The organism is Christensenellaceae bacterium (genome assembly GCA_031260975.1).
GTDB lineage: Bacteria > Bacillota > Clostridia > Christensenellales > UBA1242 > JAISKJ01.
Genome location: JAISKJ010000003.1, coordinates 678,699 through 691,795 on the forward strand (window position 1 = coordinate 678,699; position 13,097 = coordinate 691,795).

General features: G+C 40.4%; 14 protein-coding genes. 4 read left to right on the forward strand and 10 right to left on the reverse strand.

The genetic code is table 11. The features are described 5' to 3' along the window. Positions 1 to 182: 182 nt before the first annotated feature. The 4 genes from LBN07_03880 to LBN07_03895 form a co-directional block, all read right to left on the reverse strand. On the reverse strand, positions 183 to 1,331 hold the full coding sequence (locus tag LBN07_03880; protein MDR0850591.1) for an SAM-dependent methyltransferase: 1,149 nt from the start codon (positions 1,329 to 1,331) through the stop codon (positions 183 to 185). A gap of 26 nt (positions 1,332 to 1,357) precedes the next feature. Beyond that, a complete protein-coding gene (locus LBN07_03885) occupies positions 1,358 to 1,717 on the reverse strand; it encodes a holo-ACP synthase (GenBank protein ID MDR0850592.1) in 360 nt (119 codons plus the stop codon). Next, entirely contained in the window at positions 1,701 to 2,345 is a 645-nt protein-coding gene (locus tag LBN07_03890; GenBank protein ID MDR0850593.1) for a RecX family transcriptional regulator, read from the reverse strand. The genes LBN07_03885 and LBN07_03890 overlap by 17 nt, the downstream gene beginning before the upstream one ends. Before the next feature lie 103 nt (positions 2,346 to 2,448). Next, the gene (locus tag LBN07_03895; GenBank protein MDR0850594.1) at positions 2,449 to 3,096 is read right to left on the reverse strand and encodes a YigZ family protein; all 648 of its coding nucleotides are present in this window, start codon (positions 3,094 to 3,096) and stop codon (positions 2,449 to 2,451) included. A 216-nt stretch (positions 3,097 to 3,312) separates the two neighbouring features. Between LBN07_03895 and LBN07_03900 the strand changes: the two genes are divergently transcribed. Next, positions 3,313 to 4,005, forward strand: coding sequence for an iron-sulfur cluster assembly scaffold protein (locus LBN07_03900; GenBank protein ID MDR0850595.1), 693 nt, complete (start codon positions 3,313 to 3,315; stop codon positions 4,003 to 4,005). Position 4,006: 1 nt separating this feature from the next. Next, positions 4,007 to 4,996: a GGGtGRT protein gene (locus LBN07_03905; GenBank protein ID MDR0850596.1), complete on the forward strand. Its 990-nt coding sequence runs from the start codon at positions 4,007 to 4,009 to the stop codon at positions 4,994 to 4,996. A 52-nt stretch (positions 4,997 to 5,048) separates the two neighbouring features. Here the strand turns inward: LBN07_03905 and LBN07_03910 are convergent, their stop codons facing one another. The 4 genes from LBN07_03910 to LBN07_03925 all read right to left on the reverse strand — a co-directional run bounded on the left by LBN07_03910 (position 5,049) and on the right by LBN07_03925 (position 8,495). Next, a complete protein-coding gene (locus LBN07_03910; GenBank protein ID MDR0850597.1) occupies positions 5,049 to 5,903 on the reverse strand; it encodes a hypothetical protein in 855 nt (284 codons plus the stop codon). A 125-nt stretch (positions 5,904 to 6,028) separates the two neighbouring features. Continuing rightward, positions 6,029 to 6,613, reverse strand: coding sequence for a manganese efflux pump (locus tag LBN07_03915; GenBank protein ID MDR0850598.1), 585 nt, complete (start codon positions 6,611 to 6,613; stop codon positions 6,029 to 6,031). Positions 6,614 to 6,651: 38 nt separating this feature from the next. Further along, positions 6,652 to 7,725: a tRNA 2-thiouridine(34) synthase MnmA gene (gene mnmA / locus LBN07_03920; GenBank protein MDR0850599.1), complete on the reverse strand. Its 1,074-nt coding sequence runs from the start codon at positions 7,723 to 7,725 to the stop codon at positions 6,652 to 6,654. Beyond that, on the reverse strand, positions 7,722 to 8,495 hold the full coding sequence (locus LBN07_03925; GenBank protein MDR0850600.1) for an NINE protein: 774 nt from the start codon (positions 8,493 to 8,495) through the stop codon (positions 7,722 to 7,724). The genes mnmA and LBN07_03925 overlap by 4 nt, the downstream gene beginning before the upstream one ends. 215 nt (positions 8,496 to 8,710) lie before the next feature. Here LBN07_03925 and LBN07_03930 point away from each other — a divergent pair, with 215 nt between their 5' ends. Continuing rightward, complete coding sequence (locus LBN07_03930) at positions 8,711 to 9,697, forward strand: DUF4116 domain-containing protein (protein ID MDR0850601.1); 987 nt, start codon at positions 8,711 to 8,713, stop codon at positions 9,695 to 9,697. Between the two features lie 157 nt (positions 9,698 to 9,854). Here LBN07_03930 and gap read toward each other — a convergent pair whose 3' ends face one another. Together gap and LBN07_03940 are read right to left on the reverse strand one after the other, a co-directional pair. Beyond that, positions 9,855 to 10,871, reverse strand: a complete 1,017-nt coding sequence (gap, locus tag LBN07_03935; GenBank protein ID MDR0850602.1) for a type I glyceraldehyde-3-phosphate dehydrogenase — start codon at positions 10,869 to 10,871, stop codon at positions 9,855 to 9,857. 64 nt (positions 10,872 to 10,935) lie between these two features. Further along, entirely contained in the window at positions 10,936 to 11,919 is a 984-nt protein-coding gene (locus LBN07_03940; protein MDR0850603.1) for a hypothetical protein, read from the reverse strand. 189 nt (positions 11,920 to 12,108) lie between these two features. Here LBN07_03940 and LBN07_03945 point away from each other — a divergent pair, with 189 nt between their 5' ends. After that, positions 12,109 to 13,032, forward strand: coding sequence for a class II fructose-bisphosphate aldolase family protein (locus LBN07_03945; GenBank protein ID MDR0850604.1), 924 nt, complete (start codon positions 12,109 to 12,111; stop codon positions 13,030 to 13,032). Positions 13,033 to 13,097 lie beyond the last annotated feature (65 nt).

A 13,097-nucleotide genomic window follows, 5' to 3' on the forward strand; every position in this document is an offset into this window, starting at 1 on the left:
CTCCAAAAACTTTTACACGCATTTTTGTTCCCATACGGCAGGAACATAGCTTTAAGTATTTCTTATGTGTACTACCCTCTTCTCTCCTTGCATAGCAAAAAAAGAGCTGACGCTCTTAGTTTTTGTTGATTTTGCTGTTTTATTCCAATTTACCTTTAAATTAAATTTCCGTCTCCTTAAATTTAATCCTCTTTTCCGCCAACCAGCTCAAACAATTTTTGTTTACAGCCAAATTGTTTGAGCAGGGCCTTAACACTTTCAAAACTTCGTTTTTTGTTTTTGTTAAGGGTTGCCCGTATCATCAAATTCTTGGGCGAGTGACTGAAATCTACAAACTCAATCACATCCACCATGTAGCCTTCCTGACGCAGAATTTCACACCGTATAGCGTCTGTTAAAAGAGAGGAAAATCTTTCTTTTATTAGACCGTCACCCAACAAAAGTTTTAACTCACCTGATGATTTTATCTGTGAATTTATTTCATGCTGACAGCAAGGAACAGAAAAAATATACTTTACATTATTATTAATAGCATTATACAGCGCATAATCAGTCGCTATATCGCAGGCGTGAAGCGTTATAATCATATCAACCTTATAATCTATTTTATCCTGTGCTGCAATATCCGCCCTAAAAAAACACAAATCAGAGTATCCGTATTTTTTTGCTATTTTATTACACTCATCAACTACATCCTGCTTCAAATCATATCCCAATACACGAATTTTAATTTTTTTGATATATTTGAAATAATAATAAACTAAAAACGTAAGGTATGATTTGCCGCAGCCAAAATCCATAATAGTTATTTGCTCTTGGTCAAATGCTTTGAATTCATCATTAACAATTTCAATAAACCTGTTTATTTGCTTAAACTTGTCAAATTTAGCCTTAATAATACGATTATCCTGTGAAAAAACTCCCAAATCTCTCAACGGAGCAATATCCTCACCCTCTGAAAAAATGTAGCTTTTTGATTTATTGTGACCCAAATCTTGACTTCTCTCTTGCGTCTGTGACACTCTAACAGTAACCTTTCCTTTTTTTGAAACCAAAATTTGTATGGCAGAATTTTTATTGACGATATTTATTTGTTTATAATTGTTAATTATATTTTGTTTTATTTCAGACAAAAGCTGGCTTAAAGATAAATTAGTGTGAAAGACTTTATCCGAAAGATGCCTCTCAACCTGCCATTTAACTTCGCCTTTTATTTCAACCGGCTTTACAATTATTTTTTTATATTCGGCATGCGCCGCACTAAAAATTACTTTGACCGTCGCATTTTTGTCAAAGTATTGTTGAAAATAGGAAAACACTTCTAAATTCATATTGCCTCCAAAAACATTTCTTTTAATCACCATATGATGCAAATAGCCGTGGCATCAGTCTTGCTGTGAGAGATGCTTATTTCAATCCCGCCAAAGCATTGCTCCTCAAAAAACCGTTTGGCGCCGCCCTTTAAATTCACATAAGGCACCTTGTTTTTATGGACAATTTCTATGTCTAAAGGGGTTATCTGCCCGTTAAAACCCGTTTTAAAGGCTTTAGCGACGGCCTCCTTAGCCGCAAAGCATCCTGCAATATGCACACCCCGGTCTTTATACCCATCAAAATATGCTATCTCCTTTTCACCAAAAAGAGTGCTCATACGTACGCTGTTTGATGCTATATTTTCAAATCTTTTCACTTCTATCAAATCAATCCCAACTCTCATCTTTTTCCACCTCTTCCTTTATGTCTTTAATCTGTTCCTTAATAATTCTGTTTATATCTCCCGAGATAAACCCGCGATAAGCCAAAAAAGCATATAACTTTTGAGCTGTTTTTTGGTCGCGCGGCTTATTCTTAAGATATTTTTCAGCAAGCGTGCCGGCCACTTCATATTCACCTGTTATATCTTCCGTTTTTTCTTTTGCAAGTTTCTCATCCACGCCCTTTTGTTTTAGCTCCATCTCAATGCGCCGTTTGCCTAAGGTTTTTGATTTAACTCTCACAAAACTTTCACTAAAGTTTTCGTCATTCAAAAAATCATATTCAATAAGCTTCTCTAAAACATACTTGACAACACCCTCAACATAGCCCTTGCTTTTAAGATATTCCCTCATCTGTTTTTGTGTTTTAAGGCGGCTGCCCAAATAATTTACGGCCTTGTTCAGCGCCGTTTGTCTTTCGCTTAAAAACTGCAGCTTGTCTATATGCTCTTTTGAAACCTCACTGCCGATTTTAAGCTGCTCTTTTACAATCATTTCGGCCGTAAGCGCACAATAAAACCTGCCGTCTAAAAACACATTAAATCGCTCATCACTCTTTTTCTGTTTTGTCAAATCTGTTATTTCCAACATTTCCTCCATTTGTCCACACAAGGTGTTGTATATGTGTAATCGAATGAACAAAATAAATATTTTCATCGCTAAAAGCCCTAGTTAAATGACACACATACAACACTTAAATATACCTTTCGCCTACAAATTCTAATTTAGTTGTTATTGTATCTTTTATGTTTTTAAGATGCTCCGTTGATTTTTCTTTCTCAATAAACAAACACAGTTGCACCTCCGTTAAAAACTCGGCATCATCCACCCTGAGTTCGTGCTGCTCGGCATATTTCTGAAGTGCGTTATAGCCCGAATAAGTGCACCGCAATATGAACCCGTCGCATAGTGTCAGAATGACATAATTATCCTCTAAAACGCCTTGTGCCGCTTCAGCGTAAGCCTTAAATAAACCCGCTGTGCCAAGTTTTGTACCTCCAAAGTATCGCACAACTACAACCAAAACATTGTTTATACCGCTATTTTCAATTGACTGTAAAATCGGCTGACCGGCAGTGCCCGAAGGCTCACCATCGTCAAAATAGCTTTTAAGCACCCCAAAACTTGTCATCGGTGTCAGAAATGTATCAAAATCGGCGTTTTCAAAGCACTTATAAGCATAACAGATGTGCGCTGCTCCTGTATGCTTACGTTTTAACTTGGTTAAAATTGCACTGAGCTGCCCTTTGTTTTTGAAATGAAACGAAAAAGCAATAAACTTGCTCTTTTGCTTTTCCGTCTGAAAACTTATTTCCTTAAACAACAACTTTACCGTATCCATAATTTTATTATATCAAAAAACTGTCTTAAGCGCAAATGAACTTTAGAACGTGCGGTTTTGCGCAAAAAAACAAAGTTTTTTTGCAGGCCGCGGCCTCAAGGCTGCGGTCACGGTGTGCAAAGCACACCGGCAAAACCGCCACCCCTGACAATATCTCAAAATCATTTTTAAAAACCATCAATTTATGCTAAAATATCAAAGTAAAGGAGATTTTTTATGGAAATCAGTCACGAGATTTGTGAAATGTGCACGCTGCAAAATTGCGTATGCCACGGTCCGTCGCCTATTCCTCAAGAAGGTAAATGGACGCAAGCAAAAGAAATAAAAGACATTTCGGGCCTCAGCCACGGGGTCGGCACTTGTGCGCCTCACCAAGGGGCCTGCAAGCTTACACTCAATGTTAAAGACGGAATTATCGAAGAAGCGCTGGTCGAAACAATCGGCTGCAGCGGAATGACCCACTCGGCCGCAATTGCAACCGAAGTTTTGCCCGGAAAAACTATTTTGGAGGCTCTCAACACCGACCTTGTGTGTGACGCCATAAATGTAGCTATGCGCGAGATTTTTTCTCAGCTTGTTTACGGGCGCACCCAAACAGCTTTCAGCGATGGCGGACTGCCAATAGGTGCTGGTCTTGAAGATTTGGGAAAATTCAGAATGAGTCAATACTCCACCACTTATGCCACCAAACAAAAAGGCACCCGATATCTAAATCTGACCGAAGGCTATATCACCAAACTTGCGCTGGACGAAAATAAGCAGATTATAGGATACGAATATGTGAATATCGGCAAAATGATGTCGCTGATTGAAGATGGTATAGCCGACACTGACGCAAGAGCTCAATGCACTAAAACTTATGGAAGGTTTAGCGACGCCAAAAGCGTCATAAACCCAAGGAGGCAGTAATATGCAATTTAGCGGATATTCAATCAAAAAAGCGGGCATTGAAAAATGCCTCAAACAATATGGTATAAAAAGCATGGACGAAGCCCTTGAAATTTGCAAGTCCGTCGGCATTGACCCGCACGAAACAGTAAAAGAAATTCAGCCCATAGCCTTTGACAACGCACTTTGGGCATATACCCTGGGCTCAGCAATTGCCATAAAACAAAACCTCAAAAATGCCGAAGAAATTGCCAAAACCATCGGCATCGGCCTTCAGGCATTCTGCACTCCTGGGTCAGTGGCAGCAAATCGTGAGGTTGGAATTGGGCATGGAAATCTTGCTGCGATGCTTCTTAACGAAAACACCAAATGCTTCTGCTTTCTTGCAGGACACGAAAGCTTTGCTGCAGCAGAGGGCGCAATCGGAATAGCAAAATACGCCAATATGGCAAGAAAGTCGCCGCTAAGAGTTATTTTAAACGGCCTTGGCAAGGACGCAGCCTTCATAATCTCACGTATGAACGGATTTACTTATGTTAAAACTCACTTTGACTTTTTAAAAAATCAACTCGTAACAGAGAGCGAACAAAAGTTTTCCGACACAAAAGGTAGCATAAAATGCTACGGCTGCTTTGATGTAAACGAAGGCGTTGCAATAATGAAAAAAGAAAGCGTAGATGTATCCATAACCGGCAACTCCACCAACCCCGTGAGGTTTACTCATCCGGTGGCGGGGATTTATAAAAAATACTGCACCGAAAATAATAAAAAATACTTTTCAGTGGCCTCAGGCGGCGGAACGGGAAGAACCCTGCACCCCGACAATGTGGCAGCAGGACCGGCAAGCTATGGCCTGACTGACACCATGGGCCGCATGCACGGCGACGCCCAGTTTGCAGGAAGTTCGTCAGTGCCCGCTCATGTTGATATGATGGGTTTTGTTGGGATGGGCAATAACCCTATGGTGGGAGCAACCGTAGCCCTTGCCGTAAAAATCAGCAAACGGAAATAATTCTTACACTTTTAAAACAAAAAACAAATCGTGAACAGTTCACGATTTGTTTTTATATTTTCGGAAAGCCGTCAATTTTTTCGGTGGCTTTGCGTTTTGCTTCTGCTTCTTCCACAAGTTTTTGGGCTGCTTCCTCTTCTCTCGCTATGCGTTTTGACTGCAGCTTGCTGACGCGGGCATCCTGATTTTTGGCCGCAATCAAAAGACGCTGCCTTAGCACTTCATCCCTCTTAATCAGCTTATCTTCCTTTTTAAAAACCCACAAAAGCGCAATACCTGTCATAAAGGCAACCAAAAGTATCGCACCAAGAAGATACCATACAAAAGTTTTAACGTGAACAATAATGGTTCTGGGCCCTGTTATGTTTTGGGTTTCGTCATTGTTATAACTCAGATACTGCCCAAACACCAAGCCGCCCGGAGGTGCTGTTATTTCAACCGTGCCGTCATAAGTCACCAGCTTTTTAAGCTGCTTGTTGTTGTCATATATAATGGTCACCCAATACTGATTATAAAAATACCGCGTATCTACCCTGACTTCGCCGCCGCTAATAAGCTCACTTGATATAATCGTACTGCTGTCAAACGGTCTGTCTCCGACATACCATTTTGGAGGAGTATGCTCATAATCCTGCCCTTCAACAAGCCCCGCCTCAGGCCCCGTTCCCGGTACATATTCTGTTATGAAACTCGCAATATCAGGAATAATAATTCCCTGATTACCCAACGTTGTGCCTACCGAAACATTGAGTACCACGGGCAAAAGTTCTCCCCTGTCAAAAAACTTTATTGTCACAGTGGAGGGGTCATCGGCATAGACAGTCTTTGCATCGGAAAAACCTAACCCTAAAACAAGAGTTAGCGCTGTAACAAAAATAAATGCTCCTATACTGATTTTTTTTATCATATATTGATATTATACCAAAAAACACTTAAATTCAGCAATCGTTTTTGCCAGATTTTAAAAATTTTACAATATACTCACATAATTTGTCATCCAATCTTCTTATTTATGTAAATGATTTACTACATTTATATCCCTATCAGACGCCAGACAGCTATCAAAATAAGTATTATCCCGCCTATCCACGACAAATCGGCAATACTTTTTTTGTGCAGCCTCATTCCCAGAGTGCTGCCCACAACCAGCGATATGCCCAAAAGAACACACATTATGACAAGAGCTATGAGGCTGTAAGTCAAACCAAATCCATAAGCAAACCCCGACATCAAAGCGTCCATGCCCAACACGACTGCAAGAAGAACCGTTTCTTTAAGCGACAATATCTTGTTTTTATCTTTGTCGGCATTAGTTACATCCACAAAAATACTTGTCTTGTCATCCTCCTTCACTTTCCATTTTATAATACTCATGGTTATGTTATAAACACCGAGAGCAATCAAAACTACAGCGCCCACAATTGTCATAATTTTTTCGGCAACCACGCTATAAAGAAGTCCTCCCACCAAAAGGGAAATGGCAAGCATGGTACAGTCTATAACAATTATAGTCAAAATATTAGAAGCAGATAATCTAATGCCTTTCATTCCATAAGCAAAGGCTGCAAACAGAACATCCAAATTGATAGCAACACAAAATAAAATAAGAACCCACATATACCATATTATGTGGGTTTGAGTCTATTGGGCACTTTTTAAATTATCACTTCCTCTATAATTCCGCCACCCAGACAATATTTTTCATCATAAAACACCACATACTGCCCTTCGGTCACTGCCCTCTGAGGAGTATGAAACATTACTCTGACGCCATTTCCAACTTGAGTAACCTGCGCCTTTTGAAGAGGCTGACGATGCCTAAGCCTCACAAAACACTCAAAGGTTTTTTCAGAAGGCTTTTGGGGTATCCAATTTATGTCATATGACACAAGCCCGTGGCTCATCAGCACACTCTCGTCGCCCTGAGACACATACAAGATATTGTTTTTTACATCCTTTTTATAAACAAACCACCGTCCGCTACCGCCGGCACGGCCTCCGATATTAAGCCCCCGCCGCTGCCCCAAAGTATAAAACATTACACCATCATGTGTGCCTACTTCCTCACCATTAGTGTCAAAAATCCTCCCGGACTTTGCAGGAAGAAATTCCAGCAAAAACTTTTTAAAGTTGCGCTCCCCAATAAAACATATGCCCGTGCTGTCTTTTTTGCGGGCAGTTATAAGATTATGCTTTTGGGCTAACTCCCTTAAGTCTTTTTTGTTCATTTCCCCCACGGGAAACATTGCATATTTCAGCTGCTTTTGCGTCAGCTGATTTAAAAAGTATGTCTGGTCTTTATTTTCGTCACTAGCCCTTCCAAGATAATACAGTCCATCCTTCTCTTCAACTCTGGCGTAATGCCCTGTGGCAAGCTTGTCGCCACCCAACAAAAGAGCCTTGTCAAGAAGCGGTCCAAATTTTATTTCACGGTTACACAAAACATCGGGGTTGGGGGTTCTTCCTTTTTTATACTCCTGCAAAAAATACTTAAAAACATTATCCATATACTCTTTTTCAAAGTTCACCGCATAATAAGGAATATCAAGAGCTGCACAAACACGCTTCACATCCTCAAAATCTTCAGTTGCCGTACACACGCCGTTTTCGTCGCACTCCTCCCAATTTTTCATAAAAAGACCGACAACATTATAACCCTGCTGTTTCAAAAGCAAGGCCGTAACCGAACTATCCACACCTCCGCTCATACCAACGACAACGGTTTTCATTTCCTACCCTTTTTATGTTTTTTCTTTTTACTTTTGCTGCCCTTGTTGATTGTACGCTGGTCAAACACAACCACCTTTTTCTGAGGCTCTTCTTCCTCCGATTGGGGTTCAGCCTGAGTCTCTTCTAAGGAAGAAATTTCATTGCTGCGCTCCAAGACTTGATTTTTAAGGTCCTTGGTTTGAGTATCATTCAGGGCTTCTTTCCGCGCCTGTTCTCTTATTTTCTTGCGCTTGTTTATGTCAACCGAATTGTCTATATCCCTCACCAAGTCCAATACACCGCCATACTCACCGTCAACAGCAAAATCCTCCGGAATTGACACCGGCACCTTAAACTTTTTAAACAGTATACTGAAAATATCCATCACCCAAAACAGCGCATTAAACGCTATGGGCATGGTCATAAAATAGGCAAGATTATATAGTGTCTCAGCCTGCAACGTAAAAATCAGGCTGGCAATAAACACTGCCAAAAACGAAAATAGAAAAAAGAAGCCTGACTTTATTTTGCCCACATAAAACCTGTGTATTCCAACATATCCAAAAAAAATACAATATAAGAACAACCGCAGCCAATTTATGTCAGGCGGCAAAACAGCATAGTTAATGACCTTGTGCTTATGACCTCTTTTAAGCGCAAGCTTTGCCGACTTGTTTGTTGTCAGTCTCAAGCGCTCATAAATAAGCCCGCAGTGCGGGCACTTTTCCTGAGCAATTGGCACTTTCACCCCGCATCTGGGGCATCGTTTAGTTTCTTTGGGCTTTCTCATAATTAATTAATTATAACAGAATATAAAAAATTATGCAACTAAGCTGCCGTCATTGCGAGAAGTGCATAAGCACCCTCAAACAAATTAGACATTGACACACCCCCCCCCATCGTGTTATAATATAATATATAAAAAGCAAAATAAAGACTAAGGCCTGCATCTTCTCTGGCTCGCTTAATATTGTTGTTATACAAAAAACCTATTGGGAGGAAAATATGGTATCATCCACTCAAAAAAAAATTAACATAAAAGAGAATATATCAAAGCTTGCAAAAGGCGGCAAAATCAACGATATAATAAAACTTTGTAAGGAATTTAAAGGCTTTTCTAAAACCTGTGTAGAAGCTCTTTATGAAGAAGTTAAAGAAAGCCCCAAGCTTCTAAAACAAGTTATAGGCGGACTTTTAAATAACGAGGTGTCCGCTGAAATTGTAGGAGACTTAAGCAAGCACATAAGACAAAATGCTCTTTTGGAAGAAATACAAAAAGGCAATTTAAACATTCTCAAAACTCTTGAAAAAGAAGATTCACCTATTTTAGAAAATCGCGAATTTATGGAAAGAGCAATAAAGTGTAATCCCGAGGTTCTAGAAATAGCGTCAGCTAATCTAAAAACAGACCCGAGTTTCATGACAAACTGTATAGCCGAAAATATAGAGTGTTATAAGCATATGGACACCTTCCTCAAAGAAAACGCGACCTTCACCATGGCTATGATGGTGGAGCTAAACCAAAAACACGGTTTTGAATGTGAAGCACTCAGAAAGTTAGCTTCCGAAATGGCTAATGACCCTGAGTTTATCAAAAACTACGGAAAAGTAGAAGGTAATTTTGAAGACCTGTGCCGCACTGTTGCCGACAAAAAAGACCTTGACAATGTGTCAAATCCGGCAGTATGCGACTTTCTTGCAAATGCCACAAACAGCGAGGTCCCCCTTCACACACAGGAAGATAAAGCCTTTGGCATGTTATATGGTGACCCGATGGACGAAATGGCCCAGCCTATGGTCCAGCTCCAGCCGGAAGACTTAATGGACACAACCTTTAAAGCGTTTAAGGGCGTAGTAAAGCCTATGATTGCTGAATTTGCCAATCCAAATATGGGAATGCTGTCAAATCCAACGCTCGGGCAAAGAGTCTCATCCAGCTTGACAGCAGGAATTTCAGGCGCAGCACAAACTTTTATTCCTTCCATCTTTTGACATATATCGCCTATCACCTTTGTTTATGGCATACAGACCGCTGATTAAGTATTGTGATTTTTGTATATATATCACTGAATGATTCTGCGGACACCATAAGTGCCGAAGCCTTAGTGAAGTGATAAGATAAAAAGAAGGGCTATGTGCCCTTCTTCTTTTATTTACCGTCTACTGAGGCCATATATTCAATAAATTTTACAACCATAGTGCTGTAACCCCATTCATTGTCATACCACGCAACAAGCTTTACGAATGTGTCATTTAACATAATGCCGGCTCCTGCGTCAAATATGCTACCGCTCGGGTCTCCGACAAAGTCACTTGAAACAACATCCTCTTCGGTATAGCTCATAATACCTTTCATGTCACCCTCAGCGTGTTTTTTAATCACTTCCTTAATTTTGTCATAAGTAGTAGGTTTAGAAAGCTTACAGGTCAGGTCTACAACGCTCACGTCAAGCGAAGGCACTCTAAATGCCATACCTGTGAGCTTGCCCTTCAGCACCGGAATAACCTCTGTTACTGCCTTGGCCGCCCCCGTTGAAGCCGGAATAATATTGTGAGCTGCTGCTCTTCCTCCCCTCCAATCCTTTCGGCTTGGTCCGTCAACCACCAGCTGTGTAGCAGTCATAGAGTGAACGGTAGTCATAAGCCCTTCAGCAATTCCGAACTCGTCGTTAATTACCTTGGCAAGAGGAGCAAGACAATTTGTAGTGCAGCTTGCGTTGCTCACCACTTTCATGTCTTTTTTATATTCTTTGTGGTTTACGCCCATAACAAACATAGGCACACCGTCTTTGGCAGGAGCAGTTATAATAACCTTTTGGGCACCGGCTTTAAGGTGAAGCTCAGCAAGGTCCTTTTTAGTAAAGGCTCCGCTGGCCTCAACGATATAGTCAGCCCCAACCGTTCCCCATGGAATATTTTCGGGTTCCTTTACACCAAACATAGCGATTGCTTTTCCGCCAACAACAAGCTTGCCGTCTTTGACATCCACTGCGCCTTCAAATCTGCCGTGAACAGTGTCGTGAATAAACATATACTTTGCATACTCTAAATCAATAAACGGGTCGTTTATTGCAACCACCTCAAATTTAGGGTTGTTTGCCGCAATTCTCAAAACAAGTCTTCCTATTCTTCCGAATCCGTTAATACCAAGTTTTATTTTACTCATAATCATTTACTTCCTTTTTATTTTTTTTACGGGGTGTCCCTGCTGTTTTTGTTTTTTACTCTATCTATTTTTTTTGTTTGATTTTATCATTAACTTTATTGCCCGACTTTTTTGTTGTAGTTTTTGCTTTGGTTGTTTTTACAGCACTCTTACGCCTAGGCTTTGCCACCTTAATATCAGGCTCAGGCCTCTCTTTTTCGGTGTTTATGGTGCTGACCATTCGCGTATCAAAACATATTTTGTCGCACCGCACATCCAAAACGTGCTTGCTAAGTGATATAAATATTGACAAAAAGCTTATAATCAATACCAGCGACAATGCAATATTTAAAAATACAGGAGGCACCCACAAAGCATTTATTAAAATCAATGCAAGCAAACACAGCAATGTTACCCCACTCAGCGCACAGGCTGCCACAAGTCCCCCCGTTTTTAAATTGAACTTATTTTTATAAACAGGCACCTTGTCAATATAAAGTGTACGCATTTCTACGCCTTCAAGATAATAGGCATTACGTAAAAAATTAGCTTTATAAGGAAGTTCCTTAAATATATCTATCACCACTCCGTCAATGAGGCCAAGCGACGGAACATTTAAAATGTCCTTATTTTCGCTGAACATTTTTACAAAAAAATTATATACTCCGCCGGCGCAACGTGTCACAAATCCGCCAAAACCGCTCTGCTTAATCTTTACCTGAACAACTTCCGCTCCGCTTTCGTATTCTTTAAGCATTTCCTCAAATATTTCACCGTTGTTTTCTATTCCCACATCGCCCAGAAGCACAACGCCGCCGGTTACAAAAGGAAGTACCTCCCTAAAGGCTCTGTTATATGCAAAGTCCTTATTCATTACAATTATCTTAATATTCCCGTCTTTTTTTGTGGCCTCTGACAGCTCGTTTATACTGTTATTATCCGTCTTGCTCACCACAAAAATGGTCTCATATTCACCAACCTGTCCAAAAAAACGGGACCTTTTAAATTCTTCCCAAAAACTCAAGATATTCTCTTTGTTTATCACCGGAAAAACAAAACTCAATTTCATACTTGTTTAGTATAATACAAAATATAAAAAAATAAAAATGTTTTGGGGCATTTTATGCTTTTTTGTTTAAAATATAAAAATAATTTCGAAGAGCGTTAGTAACTGACAAAATTATACTCTAAAGCTATAATTTCGCTTAACTATTTTCACTATTTTTGATATACTAACTAGGTAATCAAGGAGAAATATATGAAAACACTCGATATGTTAAAAAAGGCTATGAACGGTGGCTACGGTATACTTGCACTCAATTTCAGCACCCTTGAAGTGCTTAAAGGTCTGGTTAAAGCGGCCGAAGAAACCAATGCTCCGCTAATGCTGGCAATCAGCCGTGACGCCATGAGTTTTATAGGGCCTGAATACCTAAAAGGCATGATTGCAGCCACCCGAGCCACCACAGCGGCTCAGATAAGCTTTCACCTCGACCACGGCAGAAGTTTTGAGGATATTGTTCAGGCAATCGACATAGGCTGCGACTCGGTTATGATAGACGCTTCTTCGAAGCCCTATGAAGAAAATATTAAGCTCACAAAAAAAGTGGTAGATTATGCACACGCACGCGGTATTCAGGTTGAAGCGGAGCTCGGTAAGCTTGTAGGTATTGAAGATCACGTAAATGTAGCTGCCGGTGAAGGTGCTTATACCGACCCTGATCAGGCACTTGATTTTGTAATGAGAACAGGAATTGACAGCCTTGCTGTTGCCGTAGGCACAAGCCACGGTGCATATAAGTTTGAAGGACCCCCGAAGCTCAGATTTGATATCCTTCAAAAAATTCAAGACAAGCTCCCCGATACTCCCCTTGTTTTGCACGGAGCCAGCACCGTAAATCCCAAATACATAAACCGTTTTGAAGCGTTGGGCGGCAACCTTGAGGGCGCTCAGGGAGTCTTTCCAGAGATTATAAAACAAGCGGTAAAGGAATATAATGTCAGCAAAATCAATAGTGATACCGACCTGCGGCTTATATATACTATGTCAATGCTTGAGCACATTACCAAAAACCCCAACAACATTGACCCACGAAAATCTCTGGCTTATGCCACCGAACAGATAGAAAAATGTGCCAAAGAAAAGATTTTGTCGTTGTATGGAAAAAATAAGGCATTATAAGCTCCGCTAAATATTATCATTCAGAACACAAAAGCCGTGCGCATGAAAAATACGGACAATTGTCC